Annotated in this window: 15 protein-coding genes; 9 read left to right on the forward strand and 6 right to left on the reverse strand. The window is 71.0% G+C overall.

Features of this window, described 5'->3' with window-relative positions; genetic code table 11:
* Positions 1-479: 479 nt before the first annotated feature.
* Positions 480-749: a hypothetical protein gene (locus UA75_RS05875; protein ID WP_198042942.1), complete on the reverse strand. Its 270-nt coding sequence runs from the start codon at positions 747-749 to the stop codon at positions 480-482.
* A 319-nt stretch (positions 750-1,068) separates the two neighbouring features.
* On the opposite strand from UA75_RS05875, the gene UA75_RS05880 reads away from it, so the two are divergent.
* The 7 genes from UA75_RS05880 to UA75_RS05920 all read left to right on the forward strand — a co-directional run bounded on the left by UA75_RS05880 (position 1,069) and on the right by UA75_RS05920 (position 10,395).
* Positions 1,069-1,698 (forward strand): TetR family transcriptional regulator, encoded by a 630-nt coding sequence (locus tag UA75_RS05880; protein ID WP_075739387.1) that lies wholly within the window; start codon positions 1,069-1,071, stop codon positions 1,696-1,698.
* Positions 1,699-1,878: 180 nt separating this feature from the next.
* Entirely contained in the window at positions 1,879-3,528 is a 1,650-nt protein-coding gene (locus UA75_RS05885) for an FAD-dependent monooxygenase (RefSeq protein WP_157434012.1), read from the forward strand.
* A gap of 388 nt (positions 3,529-3,916) precedes the next feature.
* Positions 3,917-4,444 (forward strand): hypothetical protein, encoded by a 528-nt coding sequence (locus UA75_RS05895; RefSeq protein WP_075739389.1) that lies wholly within the window; start codon positions 3,917-3,919, stop codon positions 4,442-4,444.
* Positions 4,445-4,534: 90 nt separating this feature from the next.
* The gene (locus UA75_RS05900) at positions 4,535-5,719 is read left to right on the forward strand and encodes a cytochrome P450 (RefSeq protein WP_232237647.1); all 1,185 of its coding nucleotides are present in this window, start codon (positions 4,535-4,537) and stop codon (positions 5,717-5,719) included.
* 299 nt (positions 5,720-6,018) lie between these two features.
* The gene (locus UA75_RS05905) at positions 6,019-6,612 is read left to right on the forward strand and encodes a TetR/AcrR family transcriptional regulator (RefSeq protein WP_075739391.1); all 594 of its coding nucleotides are present in this window, start codon (positions 6,019-6,021) and stop codon (positions 6,610-6,612) included.
* Between the two features lie 671 nt (positions 6,613-7,283).
* Complete coding sequence (locus tag UA75_RS05910; protein ID WP_075743462.1) at positions 7,284-7,565, forward strand: metal-sensitive transcriptional regulator; 282 nt, start codon at positions 7,284-7,286, stop codon at positions 7,563-7,565.
* A gap of 658 nt (positions 7,566-8,223) precedes the next feature.
* Positions 8,224-10,395: a heavy metal translocating P-type ATPase gene (locus UA75_RS05920; RefSeq protein ID WP_232237648.1), complete on the forward strand. Its 2,172-nt coding sequence runs from the start codon at positions 8,224-8,226 to the stop codon at positions 10,393-10,395.
* 210 nt (positions 10,396-10,605) lie between these two features.
* Here the strand turns inward: UA75_RS05920 and UA75_RS05925 are convergent, their stop codons facing one another.
* The gene (locus UA75_RS05925; RefSeq protein WP_075739394.1) at positions 10,606-11,268 is read right to left on the reverse strand and encodes a hypothetical protein; all 663 of its coding nucleotides are present in this window, start codon (positions 11,266-11,268) and stop codon (positions 10,606-10,608) included.
* A 151-nt stretch (positions 11,269-11,419) separates the two neighbouring features.
* On the opposite strand from UA75_RS05925, the gene UA75_RS05930 reads away from it, so the two are divergent.
* Complete coding sequence (locus tag UA75_RS05930) at positions 11,420-11,608, forward strand: hypothetical protein (RefSeq protein WP_075739395.1); 189 nt, start codon at positions 11,420-11,422, stop codon at positions 11,606-11,608.
* A 114-nt stretch (positions 11,609-11,722) separates the two neighbouring features.
* On the opposite strand, the gene UA75_RS05935 is transcribed toward UA75_RS05930, so the two are convergent.
* The 3 genes from UA75_RS05935 to UA75_RS05945 all read right to left on the reverse strand — a co-directional run bounded on the left by UA75_RS05935 (position 11,723) and on the right by UA75_RS05945 (position 16,938).
* Positions 11,723-13,645: a M48 family metallopeptidase gene (locus tag UA75_RS05935; RefSeq protein WP_075739396.1), complete on the reverse strand. Its 1,923-nt coding sequence runs from the start codon at positions 13,643-13,645 to the stop codon at positions 11,723-11,725.
* 411 nt (positions 13,646-14,056) lie between these two features.
* Entirely contained in the window at positions 14,057-14,641 is a 585-nt protein-coding gene (locus tag UA75_RS05940; protein WP_075739397.1) for a sugar O-acetyltransferase, read from the reverse strand.
* A 182-nt stretch (positions 14,642-14,823) separates the two neighbouring features.
* Complete coding sequence (locus UA75_RS05945; RefSeq protein WP_083682960.1) at positions 14,824-16,938, reverse strand: LamG-like jellyroll fold domain-containing protein; 2,115 nt, start codon at positions 16,936-16,938, stop codon at positions 14,824-14,826.
* Positions 16,939-17,625: 687 nt separating this feature from the next.
* Between UA75_RS05945 and UA75_RS05955 the strand changes: the two genes are divergently transcribed.
* Positions 17,626-19,047, forward strand: coding sequence for an aminopeptidase P family protein (locus UA75_RS05955; protein WP_075739399.1), 1,422 nt, complete (start codon positions 17,626-17,628; stop codon positions 19,045-19,047).
* A gap of 459 nt (positions 19,048-19,506) precedes the next feature.
* Here the strand turns inward: UA75_RS05955 and UA75_RS05965 are convergent, their stop codons facing one another.
* Positions 19,507-21,294, reverse strand: coding sequence for a tachylectin-related carbohydrate-binding protein (locus UA75_RS05965; protein WP_075739401.1), 1,788 nt, complete (start codon positions 21,292-21,294; stop codon positions 19,507-19,509).
* Positions 21,295-21,706 lie beyond the last annotated feature (412 nt).

Consider the following 21,706-nt stretch of genomic DNA (forward strand, 5'->3'; position numbering starts at 1 on the left):
CTCGCCTCCCACGCCGTGCCGTGCCCGCCTGGCCGGATGGAGCATAGCCGGCAGCCGGACGTCCGAGCGCCGGATGTGTCCGATCCGCCCGCCCGTCGGTGCCCCTCGGATCGGGGCCGATCCGTTCCGAGCGGACATGACCAGCCCACCAGACAGCCGTTCCTGCTGAGGCGGAACTGGGCTTGGGTTGGCAGGAGCGGGGGTGAATCCGGGTGTGAGAACGATCGCGCCTCGTGCTCGAAGATGCGAACGGGTGTCCCTGGCCCGGTACGGCAGCCTTGCCGATCAGGTCTGGCTGAGCATCGAGAACGGGCGACGTGAGCAGATCGCCACCCGTGGTCCGCTCCAGGGCCCGGCGTCGTGGAGGCGGGAGCGGATTCGCCCCATTCATTCAGACAGTCGACCGGCGCCGTTCCGGTCTCTGCTGGACATCGCCTGAGTAGACCGGCTCGTGACGCCGGGTGACCTGCGCCCGCTGCCTAGTCGCGGAACGATCCGTCGGCTCTGCGGGCGTGGAACTTGAGCCGGTGTCTGCACTGCGGACACCGCTGCTGGAAGACGCGGACCATCGCCAGCAGCAGCCACGCGACCCCCAAGGTCACCAGGTACAGCAGGCCTAAGGCCAGCTTTCGGCCACCCTGGACGATGCCCGGCTCCGTACAGAACCGGCAGTCACGACACCCCATGTCACCCCTTGCTCGTCGACCGGCGGTGAGCGCCCGGATCTTCGTCCATTCAATCCTGTCCACCGTGTCATGAAAACTCGGCGGGGGTCGGTCCTCTGGTCGGGCCGGACAGGTCGTACTCGATCTCTGCCGGTCACGAGGCCGTGGTCGGCGGGGTGGCGGCGTTGATCACCGCGGCGTCGATCGACGTGTAGTTGATCGACGAGGTCCTGCCGCCTCGGCGCGGACCGGTCCGAGGTCCGCAGGCCGCCTGATCTCCCGCGCAAGGCGGGCGCAGGCGCCGGGCGTCCGCGCGCGACCGCCGCGACAATTCTGCGCCTTAGGCAAAATTGCGGACCGGGCAATATTGCGCAGCCCGCAAGATTATGGTTAGGCTTCCGTCATGACCACGTCGCGGGACACCGGCCCAGGACTGCGCGAGCGCAAGAAGCAGCAGACTCGGGAGACGCTGAGCTGGGCCGCGCTTCGGCTGACGGTGGAACGCGGCCTGGACGCGGTCCTGATCGAGGACATCGCCGCCGAGGCGGGGGTGTCGCCGCGCACGTTCAACAACTACTTCGAGGGCAAGGCCGAGGCCGTCGTCTGGCGGCATTTCGACCGGGCGGCACGCATGGCCGATCTCCTCCGCGAGCGCCCGGCCGAGGAACCGTTGTGGGACGCCGTCATCCACGCCGTCCACGCCGTCCACGCCCACGCAGGCGACGAGCAGCGGAGTCCCGATCCGGAGTGGACCGCCGGGGTCGCGCTGCTGGTCGGCGAGCCCGCGTTGCAGGGCGCGTTCCTGAAGGCGAGCGCCGCCGCCGACCGGGAACGGGCGCTGGCGATCGGCGAGCGCACCGGCACCGACCCCGACAAGGACATGTATCCGACACTGGTGTCTGCCGCGATCGGCTCGGCGATCGACGTCGCCACGCGCCACTGGCTGCGAGCCGATCCGCCCGTTCCGCTCGGCGGGCTGCTGCGCGCCGCGCTCGCCGAGATCACGGCGGGCCTGCCGGAGCCCGGCCGCTAGGCAGCGCGCCCCGCCACCCTGACCAGCCTCGCCACAGGCTGCCTCTCCTCGCCGACGCCGAGTTCGGCGCACACCTCGCCCCCGGAACACGCAGCTCTGACCCCTACCGCCCGGACGCCCCGTCCGGGCGGCGATCTCGCCATGCCCTGATTCGGCAGGGCGAAGCAAGGAGGCATCCCGATGACCATCAATGCGACTGCCCGCGACGAGACCGAGCCAGACGAGCTGACCGCACGCGACTCGCTGTCGGACGTTTTGATCGTCGGCGCCGGGCCCAACGGTCTGCTGCTCGCCTGCGAGCTGGCGCAGGCGGGCGTGCGCCCGATCGTGGTGGAGCGCCTGACCGAGCCGTCGAGCAGGCCGAAGGCCAACGGCCTCATCGGCCGGGTCGTGCAGGCGCTGGACTATCGAGGCCTTGCCGGGCGGTTCAGCGGCCACGACCGATCGCCGTTCCGGCTGCCCGGCTTCCAGTTCGGCGCCATGCCGTTAGATCTGTCCACGATGGATGACCACGACCTCTTCGCCCTGCCGATTCCGCAGCGTCGGATGGAGGAGGTGTTGACCGAGCGCGCGGGGGAGCTGGGCGTGGAGATCCGGCGCGGTCATGAGCTGATCGCTCTGCGCCAGGACGCCGAGCGCGTGATCGCCGAGATCGACGGGCCCGACGGCCGCCACGAGATCGCCGCGCGATTCCTGGTCGGCGCCGACGGCGGACGCAGCGCCGTCCGCAGACTGAGCGGCATCGACTTCCCCGGCATCACCGACAGCGGCTTCGTCCAGCGCAGCGGGCAGGTCGTCATCGCCCCGCCGGTCGCCGTCCCCGAGTCGGGTGAGCTGGAGATCGCCGGAGTGGGCAGGCTGCAGCCCAGGACCTTCACCCGCACCGAGACCGGGATGTTCGCCTACGGCATGTTCCAGCCGGGGCTGTACCGCGTCACCGTATACGAGTCGGCCGCCAGGCCGGTGCCGGCCGGCACCGTCATGCCGATCGAGGAGCTGCGGGACGCGGCGCGGCGCGTGCTCGGCGGCGACGTTCCCATGAGCGAGCCCGCCGACGGAGTGCCGTCGATCCTGGAACGGTCGACCAGCGCGAACTCCCGGCAGGCCGAGCACTACCGGCAGGGTCGGGTGTTCCTGGTGGGCGATGCGGCGCATGTGCACTCCTCCGTCGGCGGCCCAGGCCTGAACCTGGGGATGCAGGACGCGCTGAACCTCGGCTGGAAGCTGGCGGCCGAGATCGACGGCCGGGCCCCGGCCGGGCTGCTCGACACCTATGAGAGCGAACGCCATCCGGTGGGACGTCGGGTCGTCATGCACACGCGCGCCCAGACGGCGCTGCTCGCGGCGGGCCCGAACGTCACCGCGCTGCGGGAGCTGTTCGGGGAGCTGCTCGACGACGAGACGAACGTCCGGCGGATCGCCGATCTGATGGCAGGCGCCGACATTCGCTACGACACCCGCCTCGGCGACGGCTCGCACCCGCTGGTCGGGCGCTGGATGCCGGACCTCGTCCTGCGGCGCGGCGACACCGCGACGAGCGTTGCCGCGCTGCTGCGCGACGGCAGGCCGGTGCTGCTGGACCTCGCGGGGCACGCCGAGCTGCTCGAGGTCGCGGCGCAGTGGGCAGGCCGGGTGGAGGCGGTCAGCGCCGTCATCGGGTGCGGCGACCGCGATGCCGGGGACGCCCCCGAGGCGGCGGCGCCTGCCCGCGTGATCCTGATCCGGCCGGACGGGTATGTCGCCTGGGCGGCCGACTCGGCGGGGCCCGCGACGGCCGAGGACCTGCGCGACGCCCTCACCGGCTGGTGCGGCGTGCCGGAGCGGTGTTGAGCACGACCGGGATTCCCGGGCAGGTGCGCGCCTGCGGCGATGGGGTGTCGCCTCGATCCGAGTCCGAGTCCGAGTCCGAGTCCGAGTCCGCGCCACGCCTGCCGCCCCGCGCCGGTCTGGCGACGGGGCGTGAAACCGCAACCGGGAGAGACCGATCTCCCGTCGACTCCGGCGAGGGGCAGGCGGCCTTCGCCGGGCCGACGCGACGGCAGACGTCGGCGTCCCCGCCGATCGACACGAGCACCTCGGGGGTCGGCGGGGCGGCATCGAGGACGGCGCGTCCGTCGCTCGTCCCGCCGCGACGCGGTTCAGCCGGGCACGTCCATGCGCTGCGGCGTCGAGTCTTCCGTGGACACTGCTCCGTCCCTCCACCTTCGCGACCAATCTGTTGTACTCCGCTCCCGTGATCGCGGCGGGCGGGCCGATCCCCGACCCGGCGGCAGGCGCCCGCCAGGGCGTCATCGATCCCGTCGACGTGGCCGCCGTCGCGGCCGAGGTGCTCACGGGGGAGGGGCACGCCGGGCAGACCTACACCCTGACCGGTCCGCAGCTGCTGACTCTCGACGAACAGGCCGAGATCCTCAGCCGACTCCTGGACCGGCCGATCTCCACCGTCGACCTGCCGTTGGCGGCGGCACGCGAGCAGTTGTTCGCGGCGGGCCGCTCCACCGCCGCTGCGGACATCGCGATGACCGGCGTCGCCTGGGTGCGGACCGGGCACAACGCCGTCGTGACCGACGACGTCGAACGCCTGCTGGGGGCGTCCGCCGACCGACTTCGAGTCCTGGGCGCGGGCCCATCGGGCGGCTCTGCTCGCGGGCGCATGACGCCCGGCCGACGCCCGGATCGTCGTCATCGATCCACTGTGGACCCGTCCTGCACTGGTCGGCCCTCTCCTTCCCTTGCCGTCCGCTGAAGTGATAGTCGACTGTCGATTAACTGGTAACGTCGATGCGGAGATCACCAGGGCAGGGGAAGGGTAGGGGCGATGGCCGGAGCGCCGGAGATGCCACTGCACATGCGACGGGTGCAGTTCGACCCGGTCGAGGAGCTCGGCCGCTCGCGGGAGACCGAGGGCGTGCGACGCCTGGTGACGTCGTTTGCGCCGCCGCTGTATCTGGTGACCAGGTTCGAGGACGTGCGGGAGGCGCTCGCCGACACGACCCGGTTCAGCAACGCCCAGTTGCAGCCGCCGACTCCGTCCGACGGGCCCGGTTACAGCGAGGAGGAACTGGCGGCGCTGCGGGCGGGGAACCTGCTCGCCCTCGACCCGCCCGACCACAGTCGACTGCGGCGGATGCTCACCCCGGAGTTCACCATGCGCAGGATGCGCAGGCTGGAGCCTCGGGTCCTCGAGATCGTGGACGCGGCGCTGGACGACCTGGAACGGGCGGGCCGTCCTGCGGACGTGGTGGAGTACGTCGCCCTGCCGGTGCCCTCACTGGTCATCTGCGAGCTGCTGGGCGTGCCGTACTCCGATCGCGCGGAGTTCCAGCAGCGCAGCAGTCTCATGCTCGATCTGTCGGCCTCGATCGAGGAGCGCAAGACGGCGGAGCTGGAGACGCGGGAGTACCTCGGACACCTCGTCGAGGCCGCTCGGCGGGAGCCCGGCGAGGACCTGCTGGGCATGCTGGTGCGGGAACACGGTGCCGAGCTCACCTCGGCCGAGCTGACGGGCATCGCCACGATCCTGCTGGTCGCCGGGCACGAGACGACGGCGAACATGCTCGGGCTCGGCACGCTGGCGCTGCTGCGGAATCCGGCGCAGGCGGCCATGGTGCGCGACGATCCGGGGCAAGTGGACGCTGCGGTCGAGGAGTTGCTGCGCTGGCTGACGGTCGTGCATGCAGGCGCGCCGAGGACGACGACGACCGAGGTCACGATCGCAGGCCACACCATCCCGGCAGGCGAGCAGGTGGTCCTGGCGTTGTCGTCGGCCAATCGCGACCCGGCGCTCATCGACGACCCCGATCGGTTCGACATCACCAGAGGGGCGCCCGGCCACGTCGCCTTCGGCCACGGCCTGCATCACTGTCTCGGGGCGCCGCTCGCCCGGATGGAGCTGCGCATCGCCTTCCCCGCCCTGCTGCGACGGTTCCCCGACCTCGCGGTCGCGCTCCCCGCCGAGGAGATCGAGTTCCGGGCGTCCCATGCGGTCTACGGCGTGCGATCGCTGCCCGTCACCTGGTGAGCGCACGTCGGCGGGCCGTGGTGCGGACGCGGGGCACCGCGCAGGCGTGACCCCGTCGGCCGGTCCTCGGCGTCGGGACGGCTGTGCCGACCACCGAGTCTCCATCGCTCACCCGACGCGGAGGGTCCTGCCTCGGCGAGGGACGCCGAGCCCCCGAGGTCGCCGGCGGTGCACACCGCACCGCCCCGGGCGCGGGCCGTGGCGGGCGGCCGCTCGGGGCGAATCGGGGCGGCTGCTCTCGCGCCGTCCCAGGGATTCGGTGGTCCGCCCGGCGGGCGTCGAGCTGTTAACGTGCGCGGATGCCGGTGCCGCACGAGCAGGTACTCCGGGCCGATGCGGCACGGAACTATGAACGCATCGTCGTGGCGGCGGGTCGGGCCTTCGAGGAGGCCGGGCCCGCCGTGACGCTGGAGGAGGTCGCGCGCCGCGCGGGTGTGGGCGTGGCGACGGTCTACCGCCGCTTCCGCAGTCGCGATCAGCTGGTGCGTGCCGTCTTCACCCACCTCCTCACGGAGGTCGAGCCCGCCGCAGTGGAGACCGACGACCCGTGGCAGGACCTGGTGGGCTTCCTCCACGCCACCGTCGACGTGCTGGCGGGGCGCGAGGTGATCCTCGCGCTGGCTCGCGAGGCCGACTCGATCGACGTGCGGGTGTTCGACCGCTGTGTCCGGTTGATCAGCAGGCTCGTGCAGCGTGCCGTGGCGGCCGGGCTCGTCCGGCCGGAGCTGGAGGCCAGAGACGTGGCCGCCGTCATCGTCATGATTCTCGCCGTGGTGCACCCCGACGACGTGGACGGCGCCGATCGCAGGCGCTACCTGACCCTGCTCACCGACGGTCTGCGTCCCGCGCCCACCACCCTGCCGCCTGCCTCGACCACGCGGACCTGGGACTGAGCAGGTCCGGTATGGGCCTCGCCTCCCGCGCCGAGAGGCGAGGTGGTCCGCGACGTGGAACGGACTCGGCGGCCTGCCTGTCGAGGCAGCAGCTCCGCCGGTGGGTCGGGGCCGCCTCCGGAACCTGCGTGACGGCAGCGTCCCGGCGCGCAACCGCGCGCGATCGCCGCCCGTGCCGTGGACGAGGACAGCCGTCGTCGCTCCTGCCTGCCCCGTGATCGGGGCGGCAGACCGACGACAACCAACCGACGACAACCAGCTGTTCCGACATGCCTGCGCCACGATCGCCTGAGCGAGCGCGGCGGGAACCGGTTCGCGGTCCGGTGCCGTCGGCAGGCCCTTCGCGGGCGGATGCGCCTTCCTGACCGAGGCACCCGGGCGGACCGCTGCGGACAGTGGTCGACCGGTCGCAGCAGGTCGACGGTCCGGCCTCGTCCTCGTCGCCGTCCGCAGCCTGCGGTACCCCGGAGCGGTATTCCCCGTCGCAGGGCCGAGGCTCTCCTGCCCCGTCGGCCACGAAGGCGGTCCCAGCCTGTGCGCCGCCGGGAACGCCGTCCGATGCGGTACCCCCCTTGGGTACATCGTCGCTGGTGACGGGGGTGGAAGTCGCGGCCTCAAAGTACCGGTACGGGGTATCCTCGGATCGAGGTGCCCCGAACGAGGAGATGGACATGCGTGGATACACCGAAGGTAAGGACGGCTACCTCAAGCGACTGCGTCGGATCGAGGGTCAGATTCGCGGGCTACAGCGAATGGTGGAGGCCGACGAGTACTGCATCGACGTGCTCACCCAGATCTCCGCCGCCACCAAGGCGCTTCAATCGGTGTCCATCGGCCTGATCGACGAGCATCTCAAGCACTGCGTCGCCGAGGCGATTGCCGAGGGCGGCGACACGGCCACCGAGAAGGTCCGTGAGGCCAGCGAGGCCGTTGCCCGGCTGGTGCGTTCCTGACTCTTCTTCCTGGTCGAATCCGCAGGTCACCGGCGTATCGGGGCTCGCCGGTCCCTGCCCGTGATCGAACGGGTCTCATCCGCGATCGGCCGCGTCCGGAGTGAGGTCCGCGCCTGCCGCAGGCGTGCCGTTCCTCGCACAGGCGCGCTCGGCACCGGCCTGCCGGTCGATTCGCCGCGAAGTGGCGGGTACCGCGATGACGCCGAATCCCGCCACCGGGTGCTCTCGTTCCCGGCCCGGTTCGGCGGCCGCTGCTCGGTCGTCGAGCGGCGCCGGGTCGGCCTGCGTGAGCGGCGTCCGACCTGCCCGCACGAGACTGCCGATCTGACGTGACCGTGCTCCTGTGTTCGCGCCGCTGAGCACTCCGGCCCGGTGTCGCTGCTCGGGCCTGCGCCGTGCCGCGCCGACGCGGCGGACCGGGACGCAGAGTCGGTGCCCGGATCGTCGTCCGGCGGCGCGACGAAGACGATCTCGGGCTGCGCGAATCGCCCCAGGCCGTCAGGCTGACCGTGATGACGGGTGTGATTCGTCCCCGGTCGCCTGGCTGCCGTGTCTGCGCCAGGCGGCCGGGCGGTGCCGCCAGAGTGAGAGATCCGCGTCAGGCGTAAGCCCAACATACCCCTAGGGGGTATGTTGGTCTGGGGCGAGGGAGGCAGTGATGAGCGAGCGTCACCAGAGCGATCGACGTCCGGCAGCGCGCGACGACGTGAGCGAGCACCGGGGCGGCGCGGCGAGCCGACGAGTAGGCGATGCGGAACCTGACGACGGCGGGATGCGCGGCGTCGCCACGGACCATCGCGCCGCTGACGGCCACCACGGCTCGGGTCAGCACGGCTCCGATCACGGCGGCTCCGGCCACGGCGACCACGCCGCCGCCTTCCGCGACCGGTTCTGGCTGAGTCTGGTCCTCTCGGTGCCGGTGGTCTTCGCCAGCCACCTGGTGGCCGAGCTGCTGGGTTATGAGGTCGCGCCGGGCGCGACCTGGATGCCGCCGGTGCTCGGCACGCTCGTCTTCGTCTATGGAGGCAGCCCGTTCCTGACCGGCGCCGTCACCGAGCTGCGGGCTCGGCAGCCGGGGATGATGACGCTCGTCGCCCTGGCGATCTCCGTCGCCTTCGTGGCCAGCGGGCTGACCACCCTGGGCATCGGCGGTCTCGACCTGGACTTCTGGTGGGAGCTGGTCCTGCTGGTGGTGATCATGCTGCTCGGACACTGGCTGGAGATGCGGGCGCTGGGCCAGGCCACCGGGGCGCTGGGAGCCCTCGCGGAACTCCTCCCCGACAGCGCGGAGCGCATCGAGGCAGACGGCACGATGCACCCCGTCGCGCTGACCGACCTGGCCGTCGGAGATCTGGTGCTGGTGCGCTCCGGCGGCCGGGTACCCGCCGACGGCGTGGTGATCGACGGCGCCGCCGACGTCGACGAGTCGATGATCACCGGCGAGTCCGCGACCGTGCGTCGGGCGGCCGGGGAGCGGGTGGTCGCGGGCACGGTGGCGACGGACTCCGCCCTGCGCGTCCGGGTCTCCGCCGTCGGCGAGGACACGGCGTTGGCGGGCATCGCGCGGCTGGTCGAACAGGCGCAGTCCTCGCGGTCCCGCGCGCAGGCGCTGGCCGATCGCGCCGCGGCGGCGTTGTTCTGGTTCGCGCTCGGCGCGGGCATCCTCACCTTCGTGGTGTGGTCGCTGATCGGCGAGGCGACCACGGCCGTGGAGCGCACCGTCACGGTCCTGGTCATCGCCTGCCCGCATGCCCTCGGCCTGGCCATTCCGCTGGTGATCGCGATCTCCACGGCGATGTCGGCCAAGGCGGGCATCCTGGTCAAGGACCGACTGGCGCTGGAGCGGATGCGGACCGTGGACGCGGTGCTGTTCGACAAGACGGGCACCCTGACCAAGGGGAGTCCCGCCGTCACGGAGGTCGTCCCGGTCGCGGGCGTCTCGCGGGCGGAGCTGCTCGCCCTGGCTGCGTCGGCGGAGCTGGACTCCGAGCATCCCCTGGCCAGGGCCGTCGTCGCGGCGGCTCGTGAGTCGGGCGAGGTGCCCGCCGCGCAGGACTTCCGCTCGCTCACCGGCCGAGGTGTGCAGGCCGTGGTGGACGGCGCGACCATCGCCGTCGGCGGCCCGGCCCTGCTGCGGGAACACGACATCGAGCCGCCCCCCGACCTGACTGCGGCGACCGACGAGTGGACCGGGCGCGGCGCAGGCGTCCTGCACGTGCTCCGAGACGGTGTGGTGATCGGTGCGGTGGCGCTGGCCGACGAGATCCGACCCGAGTCACGGGAGGCCGTCGCGGCCCTGCATGCCGAGGGCGTCCGGGTCGTGATGATCACCGGGGACACACGCGGCGTCGCGGAGGCGGTCGCGGGCGAACTGGGCGTCGACGAGGTGTTCGCCGAGGTGCTGCCCGCCGACAAGGACGGCGCCGTCGTGGAGTTGCAGCAACGCGGGCATCGGGTGGCGATGGTCGGCGACGGTGTCAACGACGCGCCCGCACTGGCCAGGGCCGATGTCGGCATCGCCATCGGGGCGGGCACGGACGTGGCCGTCGAGTCGGCCGGGGTGGTGCTCGCCTCCGACGATCCGCGTGCGGTGCTCGCCGTGCGCAGACTGTCCATGGCGAGCTACCGCAAGATGTGGCAGAACCTCGCCTGGGCCACCGCGTACAACCTGATCACGGTGCCGCTGGCCGCGGGCGTCCTCGCGGGCGTCGGCTTCGTGCTGCCACCCGCCCTCGGTGCGGTGGCGATGAGCCTGTCGACGATCGTGGTGGCGTTGAACGCCCAGCTCCTGCGGCGGGTCCGGTTGACGGAGGCGGCGGCCGGACGGTAGCCGCGCCGAGGGCAGGGCATCAGCGTGTCGAGGCCTGGCGGAAGCAGATCGCGGCGCAGATCCAAGGCTGCCAGCTCGAGCACCTCGCCGCGCGCGGGGATCGACGTCGGGTGGATCGAGGCTTCACGTTGTTCGTGGCGCACCTCGTCGGCTCCGCCGCTCCTGGCGTACCGGCGAGGCCGACACCCGGCCTGGCTGACTTCGGTGTCCTCACCCGGTCGAGCCGGACGGCTCCCACTCCGCGCAGTACTCGACGTGGATCTCGCGGCCGTCGGCCAGCGTGCCGTCCGTCGAGTGGAACGCGGTGCGCAGGCCTGGCCGCCCTGGATGCGTCGAGGCGTGGCGCGGCCCGTGTTCGGCGACATCGAGAAAGCGTCCGGCGGTCTCCCGGAACACCGGTGCGCTTCCGATGAGGAACAACGTCTCGGCATGAATCCGTTGGCGGAACCGGTCCCGGTTCTCCCGATGGTGCCGCGCCGCATGATCGACCGCGACCTCGCCGAGCCGCGCTGCCTCCGGCAGGCTCGCGGTCTGCGGCAGGCCGGTGTCGAGCTTCGCCCGCACCCGCCGCCAACGGGACGGCCGGAACTGTCGCGAGTGATGCAGCAGCACCAGATCGAGCCGTCTGCCCGGCTCGCCGTGCGCCGCAGGCCGGGGACCACCCCGGAGCGGCAGGTGGATCAGCGAGCGGGCCGAGCGCGCGGCGAGCAGCCACAGCCCGCCGAGCAGTCGGGCGCCCGCCTGATCGAGGTAGACGTGCAGATGTCGGTCGTGATCGACGAGCACGGTGCGGGTCGGCGGCGACGCGGGCCGGATGACGCGGATCTCCTCCGGTCCCGACCGGGCCCGGTGCACCCTGATCGGCAGCCTCATCGGCGTGCGGAGACGACGTCGACGCCGGTCATGGGCCGCGCGACCTCCTGGGGTCTCGAGTCTCGGGCTACGAAAGAGACGTCGCCGAGCGACCTCGGGTTCCGTCGCGCCGCCCGATGACTGTTTCCTCTGCCCGGACGGCGGCACCCCGATGTCCGCCGACCTCGTCGAAGGGGAGGAGTACGTCCTCCTGCTGACGGCTTTCGAGGACGGACGCCACGTCCTGGTCGACACCACCCAGGGCTACTACGAGGTCGAAGGCTCCAGCGCGGTGGCCCGGGAGGGCGACGAGGTCGCGCTGTCGGCCGAGTCCCTCGCCGCACTCGACCTCACCGGCTGAGGGCCCCGGACCGAGCTCGCCGCCTGCGGCAGCCGACCCGCTCATCCGAGCGGACCCTGGCCAGCGTCCGAGCCCGCTTCGAGTCACGCGCAGGCGGCGAGCCGGGATTCGTTCTCAGCGCCCGGCAGGCTCCTGGGTGTGCTGCGGAAGCGACTCTACGAACTCCGTGAGCACCTCGTACACCTCGTCGACGTCGGTGCGCACGGTGACGGAGGTGCCGTCGGTGAGCTGTATTACGAACTTGCCGCCGCCGGTCATGAGCGACTTCCGTTCGCCCCCGAGGATGTCCTGCGTCCGGAGCCACCGCGCGTCCGGCCTGGCGAACAACGCCTCCGGGCCGTTCGCCAGCAGATCGTTGAGTCGCTTGCGCCCCGCCTGCCCCGCCTGTCCCATGGCTCCGGCGAGACTCTGACTGGCCAACCCGCCTGCCTTCAACGGGATCAGCAGCAGGCCGGCGTCGGTCACGAAGCCGTCCCACATCTTCTTGAACGCCATGATCGCGGGTGCCACGGCCGTCAACCGAGGCACGCCTGCCTGCGCCTGTCGGGCGGGGTCCGGCGGTGCGGGCCTGCGCACGAAGTCCAGCGGAACGCCCAGCTGGTTCAGCTTCGCGACGAGCTGCCCGACCAGTGCGGGGTTGGCGACGGCCGGACCGATGAGATCGTCCGGCGACAGCTCGCCCGCCGGGCCGATGACCCGCCACGGACCGCCCCAGTTCAACTCGTGTCGGGCCCGGCCCTGACTGACCAGCGCCGCCACGACGACGTCACCGAGCAGCTCCGTCATCGCGCTGCGCATGGCATCGGCGGCCTCATGAGGATCGACGCCGTCCCGCAGCAGCGGCCCGAGCAGGCGAGGCGTCTCGCCGCGTCCCACCGCCTGCAGAATCTCGCCGAGGGTGCCGCTGGGCGCTGCGCCGGATTCGTGGGCCGCCCGCGCGAGCGTCTCGGCGCCCTTGAACGCCGACTCGGCCGCACCGACCCGGACGATGTCCGCCCAGCTCGCGCGCGGGCCGATCTCCCCGTTGATGTACAGCGCTCCCTCGGCGGCGGGCAGCACCTGCGCCGGGTTCAGCACGATCGCCCATGCCGGACGCGCGTCGGGCGGCGCCGGATTGTCCGGCAGCGCCTGGATCGCGGCGATCCGGCGGCGGATCGTCGGGTGACTGTCGAACACGGAACTCGGCTCGGTGTCCAGAACCTGCGGCTCGACCTCGGCCATGATCCGCTGCTGCTCGGGATGATCCAGGAAGGTGCGGAAGCCGAGCAGGATGTCGGGAGTGCGCTTCGAGAGGACGGGCAGGTGGAGGAATCGCTCGCCGAAGGCGTTCCAGAACAGGCTCATCGTCGCGATCTTGCGCAGGGCGTCGATCGCCGTTCGCTGCCCCGCCGCCGCCACCGAGTAGGCGTCCGCCTGGAGTTCCTGAGTGCGTCGAGCCGACTGCGAGATCACCCGGTACAGCCACGCGTACCCGTTGAGCACCCACCGGGCCGGTCCGGAGTCGAGACGAGACACCGTCCTGCTCAGCGTCTCGGCGCCCCGGTAGCTGATCGCGAGCATCCTGGTGTGGCCGCCGCCGTAATGGCCGAGTTCGTGGGCGAGCACCGACCGCAGCTCGGAGACGTTCAGCCCGGCCAGCAGCGGCAGCCCGATCATCATGTACCGCCTGCCGGCACGCAGACCGAGACCGCGCGCGTCCTCCTGCACGGCAGCGTTGATCTCCGGAACCAGGATGATCTCGTCCGGCGGGCGGGTCTGGGCGCGCGCGGCGAGTTCGTCGACCACCTGCCAGAGCGCGGGCTGCTCCTGACGGGTCATCCTCGGTCCGTCCGGCGGTGTGAGTCGCGTGCGTAGTGCCTGGACCAGGGCGAAGCCCAGCGCCACCATGAGCCCGAGGCTCACGATAGCCAGGTAGATCCCGCCGCGTCCGCCGACGACGATGCCCGCGACGACGCCGCCGACGCCGAGCGCGACGACGAAGACGGGGAACAACGCCAGTAACAGCACGGCGAGGAACGCGCGTACAGAGCCACGCATCTCGGCCTCCTAGGAGAAGGGAAGTGAATCGCGACAGTGCTCAACCGGGGCGGGTGCGTGCCGACGGGTGATGACCCGTGGCCGGGCACAGCCGATGTCGCGGTGGTGCGGGCGCCTACTGCCGTGGCGCCGCGTTGCGAGGGATTCTGCCCCGGACCGGGTTCTCGCGGGGCTGGTTCGCGGGAGAAACCCCCACCGTGATTCGAATGCGATGTCTCGGCCCGTGTCGGCCGGAGCCGTCATGACCGCCGCGCCGTGGTCTCGAGACCGATCACTCAGGCTGCTGCGACGGCCGGTCCTCGCTCCGGGGGCCGTGGCGTTGACGGGCGCTGCACCGCCGAGCAGCCCCGTACGTGCAGGCGAAGGCATCGCGGCGTCGGCGACGGGCGGGGAAGCCGCCGCAGAGTCCTCTCACACTGAGCGGATCACCTTCGCCGGGTTGCCGACCGCGACCACGTTCGGGGGCAGGTCCTTGGTGACGACCGCACCCGCGCCGACGACGGTGTTCTCCCCGATGGTCACACCCGCCAGCACGATGACGCCGCCGCCGAGCCACACGTTGTCGCCGATGGTGATCGGCTTGGCGGCCTCGATCTTCTGCCGTCGCGGCTCCGGGGCGACGGGGTGCGTCGGCGTGAGGAGCTGCACGTTCGGGCCGAGCTGCACGTCGTCGCCGATGGTGATCGTGGCGACGTCCAGGGCGACGAGCCCGAAGTTCGCGAAGCTGCGCGCCCCGATACGCAGGTTGAAGCCGTAGTCGCAGTACAGCGGCGCCCGGATGCCGGTGCCCTCGCCGATCGCGCCGAGCAGCTCGACGAGGATCTCCTGCCCGGCGCCCGGATCGTGCGGGCAGACCTCGCTGAAGCGAGCGACCAGGCTGATCGCCCGATCGCTCAATTCCGCCAGCTCGTCGTCGAAGACGTACGGATCACCCGCAGCCATGCGTTCGCGATTGGACCGGGTGTCCGCAACGCCCTGGGACTCCGCCTGCGTCATGTCCGTCAGCGTAGACATCGGCGGGGCCGACGTCGTCCCGAGAACGGGGGATGCCTGCCGTACCGTCAGTGACGGCCGATCCCGATGCCCGTGGGGCGATACCGCCGCCCGCAGCGGGCGCCGACGGCGGCGTCGCCCGCAGCGGCCCCCGAACCGTGCGGGCGACGCAGCGCCGATCGGCGTCACCGACCCTCTGCGGTGAGGAACTCCTTGCTGCGCAGGGCGCGGGAGGAGATGCGGACGTCGCCGATCCAGCCGTAGAAGCCGTGGCTGTACTGCTCGGCGAACTGGGTGCCGCCGATGGCGAACGGTCTGCCCAGCGTGGCGATGCCCTTCGACCGCTGGGTGGGGTTGCGGGCGATCCGCGACCCGTCCACGTACACCACGGTCTGTCGTCCGTCGTTGACGACGGCGATGTGCATCCACCGGCCCACCGGCAGGGCATGGCTCCACGAGGTCGGGTCGGCGTCCCGATCGGTCGGGTAGACGACGTACTGGAGGAACCGCTCACCGGACAGATTCAGGCTGCACGTTGGCTCGTCCTGTGACCAGCCACTGGTCTTGCCTGCGTCCCCGGCGCGACCCTCCCAGCTCAGCAGACCCATGAACGAGTGATCGCCCTCGAACGGATCGGGCAGCCTGGCGAAGAGTTCGATGGTGTAGCCGGATTCGAAGGTCATGCCGTTGATCGGCGCGTCCGCCACGGCCCGCAGCACCGCCCCGCGATCCGGGTTCTTCCCGCCGTCGAAGCGCAGACTCGCGTGGGCGGGCTGGTTCGGGTGGTGCTCGCCGGAGAAGGTCAGGACCTCGGCGGGGCCGTCGTGCAGTCGCGTCGCCACCAGGTCGTTTCCGTTGCCGGTGAGGTCGCGCGCCACCGTGTCACGGTCGACCGGCTCCCCGTCGGCCGCCGCGCCCGCGCCTGCCAGTCCAGGCTCGTCGAACCGCCAGTACGCGACGGTGCCTCTCGGCATCACCGCCTCCGCCGGACGCGACGCGGGCGGCGGAACCGGGGCGAAGCCCGCGAACCGCGCCTCGAAGTCGATCGACAGACTGAACCGGTCGACCTCGCCGGTCCGCTCGACCGTCTCGGCCTCCAGCGGGGTCCGCTCGTCCGCGTCGATCCCGAGCAGCCACGGCGAGAACGTCTCGACGTCGATCGTGTTGCGGACCAGGTCGAACGTGTAGAGCCGCAGCAGGCCGGCTCCGCCGTAGTAGACGTCCTGGTAGTTGGCGATGTGCACGTGCACGTCGTTGCCCGCGTCATTGCGCAGCACGGTGCGCCCCGACGGCCAGTAATGCCCGTTGAGGGTGAGGAACACCTGGTCGTGGTCCCGGATCAGTCCCTCCCACAGCCGCGTGCCGTGATCGGACAGGCGCGCGACGCCGTCCTCGCCCGCCGAGGCGAGGTCGTGGGTGGTGAGGATCGTGGGCAGCGTGGGGTGCTCGTCCAGCAGGGTGCGTGCCCAGGCCAGCCCCGCATCGGAGACTCGCCAGTCCAGCGCGAGGATCAGCCACTCCCGGTCACCGGCCCGCAGCACGTGGGCATGGTTGTAGCCGCCGGGGGAGGCACCGAGGAAGGTCGACGTCCGGCGGAGGCGATGCGGGCCGAACGCGTCGAGATACGGCGAATCGCCGCGCTGGTCGTCGGTGCTGCCGTCCACGTCGTGGTTTCCCGCCAGCACGCTGTAGGGCAGCTTACGGTCGAGCTCGCGGAACGCCCGGTCGGCCAGGTCGATCTCGTGCTCGCTGCCGTGCTCGGTGACGTCGCCGAGATGAGCGACGAAGACGATGTCGTCCTCGCGCCTGCGCTTCACCAGATGCCGGAAGGCCTCGCGCATCGGAGTCGGATCCGAGCTGTCTTCGTCGAAGAGGTACTGGGTGTCGGGCATGACGGCGATGCGGAAGCGTGGATTCTCGGAACCGCCTGCTCGGCTCGTGGTCACGTCTCGGTCAGGGCCGTCCTCGGCATGTGCGGCTGCGGGCTGCCAGGCGGTGGGAAGTCCCACGGCCGCACCCGCGACGGGGACGGCCACCGCAGCCTGGAGGAGGGCCCGCCTGCCGAGGCCGGGCTGCCGGTCAGGTGCACCGGTCGCGGCTGACTGCCTGCCGCCTGCGTCCTGGGCTGCGGGGGAGTTCGCGTCGGGGTTTGTGCGAGCAGAGTCGAGGCCTGCGGTGCTGTGCGGGTCGTTCACGTCCGTCTCCCAGGGTCGAGCGAGCGTCCCGCACACTGCCTCGCCCGAGTGACCCGCAGATGGCCGCAGGCCGAACAACGCCCGCCTGCCGCCGGAAGTGTCCATCCCCACCGTGCGGGCGACGGAGTTCGTGGATCACGATTCGAGCGCGGCGCAGGCCCAGCCCGTCGACCCTCTGCCGCGTCACCGATGCAGCGGCAGTCCCGTGAACGAGCTGTCCACCGCGTTGCGCCTGCCGTACCGGGGCAAGCACCACGAGGGTGAGCTCCTCCGTGGGCCCGCGCGGACTGCCGCCTGATCGTCCGCATCCGTTCGTGAGACGAACAGCCCTTCCGTGAACACCGCCACCACGAGGTCGCCGTCCACCGCCCTCGGACCCGGGCTCGCGGCAGGCCGTCGAGGACGGTGGCGTACGCAGCCTGCCCGCCGTGCTGCCCATCCGGCCGTGGTACCCGGGTCGGCGGCGGTCGCAGGTGCGGCCGAAGGGATTCCGGGATGAGTCGAGGACGGGCTGCCGGTCGGGGCCGCGATGCTCGCGCCGGCCGAGTCCGGAAGCTCGGTCCGCAACCACGCGCACCATGACTCCGGGAGTCTTGGGACTCGTCATCGACGGACGCCGGCCGGGCGTCTCATGGCTCCGCCGCTCCTCGTCGCCGGAGACAGGCCCGTCGCGTCGGTGCTCGATTCCCCACGCGAGACGCTTGTCGGCGCCGCGTCGGTCAGACTCGGGTGCGGCGACATCGCCGGGACGGGCTCGCGGGCGGCTGCGGACCCGCAGAATCCCGGTATCGCATGGCAGAAAGGTGGATCATGGCGCGCAAGCGGGTGCGACTCAGCGAGGCAGCGGGGTTCCTCGGCGACATCAAGAAGGGCTGGTCCGCCCAGCCCACCCGGCCCGACCTCCCTGCCGGGACGGCGGCGGCCTCGGCCGAGCATCGGCGCCGACTGGCCGAGGAGCTGCCCAGCAGGCGGCTGGCGCTGGCGGCGGGCCGGGCGCCGTTGCGGGCCAACGACACCTACCACGAGTTCCGCCCGGATAGTGACTTCGTCTGGCTGACCGGCTGCGACGCCGAGGGCGCGGTGCTGGTGATCACACCGACCGCGGGCGGACACGACGCGGTGCTGTACCTGAACGAGCCTGCCGGGCCCGAGGCGGCGGACTTCTTCGCTGACCCGCACCACGGTGCGCTGTGGAACGGCCCGCAGCCGGGTCTGGCCGAGTGGAGCGAGGCGCTGGGCCTGACCTGCCTGCCGCTGGACCGGCTGGCGAGCGCCCTGCGCGGCATGAGCCCGCCCACGCTGGTCGCCACGGGCGTCGATCCACTGCTCGACGCCCTCGCCGACGGGCGCGGCGGCGGCGAGCTGCGCCGGGCCTGTTCGGAGCTGCGTCGGATCAAGGACGACTGGGAGATCGAACAGCTTCGCGGGGCCGTGGACGCCACCATCGCCGCGTTCGGCGACGTGGCGGCGGAGCTGCCCAGGGCGATCGAAGGCGGCGGCGAACGCTGGCTGCAGGGCACCTTCGATCGCAGCGCCCGCAGCGCGGGCAACGGACCCGGCTACGCCACCATCGTCGCTGCAGGCCCGCACGCCCCGGTGCTGCACTGGGTCCGCTGCGACGGGGAGGTCCGGCCGGATCACCTGGTGCTGCTGGACGCGGGCGTGGAGGTGCGGTCCTGCTACACCGCCGACGTCACCAGGACCTTCCCGGCGGCGGGCCGCTTCACTGCTGCGCAGCGACAGGTGTACGACCTGGTCGTGGCCTCGCACCTCGCGGCGATCGAGGAGGTCCGACCCGGGCGGGACTACCTGGCCTTCCACGACACGGCGCTGCGGGTGCTCGCCGAGGGCCTGCACGACTGGGGACTGCTGTCGGTGTCCGTCGACGAGGCCCTGGACCCGGCCGGACAGCAGCATCGCCGCTTCATCGTCTGCGGGATCGGCCACTACCTGGGGATCGACGTTCACGACTCCCCGAACGCCCGGCCCTCGGCCTACCACGACGGCACGCTGGCGGAACGGATGGTGCTGACGGTCGAACCCGGCTTGTACTTCCACCCCGACGACACCGCAGTGCCGCCGGAGCTGCGCGGCATCGGCGTGCGGGTGGAGGACGACCTGCTGGTCACCGCCGACGCGCCCGACATCCTGTCGGCGGAGCTGCCGATCCGCTCCGCCGACGTCGAGCGATGGGTGTCGGACCACCAGGGTTGAGCGGGCGGGCTGCGGCGAGGCGGAGTTTCGGCGAGTCCTGCGCCCGGAGCTTGTCCTGCGGGTGGCGTGGCCGGTCGCGTTCTGGCGACATCGTCGCACCAGCCGAGCGGGGCAGCCGGGGACGTCGCCGCGCCGAGTTCTCGTTTCGGTACGGCCGAACGGTGGGCGTGCCGGGCGTCGCCTTGACGGCGGAGTGGATGTCCGACCTGACGTCGTGGTCACTCACGCCGTCAGCCTGCCCGGGAGGGTGCCGCTCACCCCGTCGGCGCCGACCACGCTGTTCGATGAACGACTGAAGGGCACCCCTCCCGACCAGGGAAGGGGTGCCCTCGGCGGCGCAGGTCGGCTGCCGTTGCCGAGAGATCAGCGGCCGCGCTGTTCTCCCCGATCACTCCCTGCCGACGCAGCCGCCGTCAGCGCAACCGTCGGGTGGTTCTTCGTCGGCTGAGACCGCCGTGTTCAGGGCCGGTGAACGGGCGTGCTGACGTAGTTCGGCACGCGGTCGTCGTCGGTCGCGGTCCGTGCCATCGCTGCGGCGGCCAAGGTATAGAAGGTGCCCGTCCGGTCGCGGAAGGAACCGACGAGCAGCCCGCCCGACATGGAGATCAGACTCGGATCTGTCGCGGACTCCACTGGGGACGTCTCCCACCAGGGGCGGAAATCGGTGCTGCCGGGCGCCACCTGTCCGGTGGCGTGGATGTAACCGTCGGTGCCGCGAGCCAGGAGCTCCAACGTTCCCCAGGGACTGATGGTCGCGGCGGGCGGCCCGGTGACGTGAATACCGGACAGAACCCTCCAGTCGCCTCCTGCCTCCCGCATGGACAACTGGCCGTCGTCCTCGACGGCGAAGACGGTGACGCTGCCGTCGGTCCTGGCGACCGCCGCAGGCGGGCTGCTGGTGGTCTTGCCCAGCGCGGTCCAGGTCGCGTTCTGCCACGTGTCGCCCCGCCTGCGATTCTCGACGAGTTCACCGGTGTCGGTGCGCACGACGAAGTGCAGATCCGCGCCGAGCTGGGTGATCGTCGGGGGCTCCGCAGCGAGTGCGGGCGTTACCGGAATCTCTCGCCAGCCGCTGAGATAGGTCAGGCCGGTCAGGGTCGAACTCCACAGCCTGCCGGTGTCGTCGACGGCGAAGGCAACGGGGTTGCCGTCCGAGTCGTGCGCGATCGTCGCGGCAGCTGGAGTGAGACCTCCCTCGGGTGCAGGCTCGGTCCAGCCCGCGCCCCTGCCGATCTCCGAAACGCTGCGGAAGCTGCTGTCGAGCTGCTGTCCCAGGATGAAGAGCCTGCTGTTGGCTCCCTTCTGCCCGATGGCCGGGACACCGTTGAAGGACGTATTCCCGAGGAACGACGTCCACCGTGCAGTGCCGCTCGTCGGGTCCGGCATGTCGCCATGATGCAGTCGCCGCTCGCGATCCACGAAAGAGAACTGGAGGTGACCGTCCGAGCTTTCGAAGAGGGTGCTGCGTGGTTGTTCGATCGGGGTCACCACAGGTCGGTTGACGCTGGGCGTCACCGACCATTCACAGGCGTTACTGGTGATGGCGGTGTCGAGATTGCTCGTCCACGCGATTCCGGTGTGGACGGTGCGATGGTCGATGGCGCCCCCTGAGTGCGGGAGGTATCGGCGCCACCGAAGATTTCCTGTGTTGACATCCGTTCCATAAAGGACGTCTCCGCCTGGGGAGACCACCCGCTGATACCGTTCCCAGCCGGGTCCCATGTATTGGCGTCGTTGCAACCAGCGTTGTGAGTCCGCGTCATAATGGTATCGGTAAAGATTTCCGACTTCGGTTCGAGCGTAGATCACTCCGTCGCCTGCGGCGGCGATCAGATCGAACTCGAGCCAGCCGGTGTCGATGATCTCCAGGCTGCGATTGAGATTCTCGTCCAGCGTCATCCGATGCAGTGTATTGTCGCTTCGGATGAAATAGAAGGCGCCCTGCGAGTCGACGGTGATCCTGTCCCGCCATTCTTCGCCGATGTAGCCGCCGAGATCGGTCTGGACGTCTCGCGAGTAGGCCTGGTCTTCCCCATAGCGCTCCCAGCCGTTGCCCAACCACTGGTAGACGCGGAGCAGGCCGTCGCCCTCGATCTCGAACATGCGGCCGTCCGGACCGGCCAGTGTGTTTCCCAGCCACTCGTTGCCGATGTGTCGAGCGGCGTCCCAGTCCTCCGCGCCTGCGATCGCGTCGCGATGGCCGTTGAGTCGAAGCTGCCCGGCTTGGTTGATGTCGAATACGGGCACGCTCGATGAACAGCGAAGTACGGGCTCGTCCTGCGCGACTGCCTGTTTGCCGGTGATTGGCACGCTGACGACAAGTAATGCTGCCGCAAGTCCAGTGCCGAGAAGTGCATTCTTTCTTGTCCTGGTTCTGGTCACCCTGTCGTATCCCCTTGGCTGCTGTGGCTGCATCGTCATGGCCATTGAGAATCCTGAGATTCGGTCTGTGTCAGACGCTACTACGGGGTCGCCGAACTCTGGTCGATGTTTTCTGTTCACACGATGGCTGGCGAAGTCGAAGAGTTATTTCCGGTATCAAATGCGCCACCATGCCGAAAGATCCAGCTTCCGTGACCTCGATCACGTAGGAAATGTCCCGGATGGGCCGAAAGAGTGATCGGTGCCGTTGGTGTCGAGGTGAGTCTTGTGCTCCGTC

It is taken from the genome of Actinoalloteichus sp. GBA129-24 (assembly GCF_001941645.1).
In the GTDB taxonomy this organism is placed as follows: Bacteria; Actinomycetota; Actinomycetes; order Mycobacteriales; family Pseudonocardiaceae; genus Actinoalloteichus_A; species Actinoalloteichus_A fjordicus.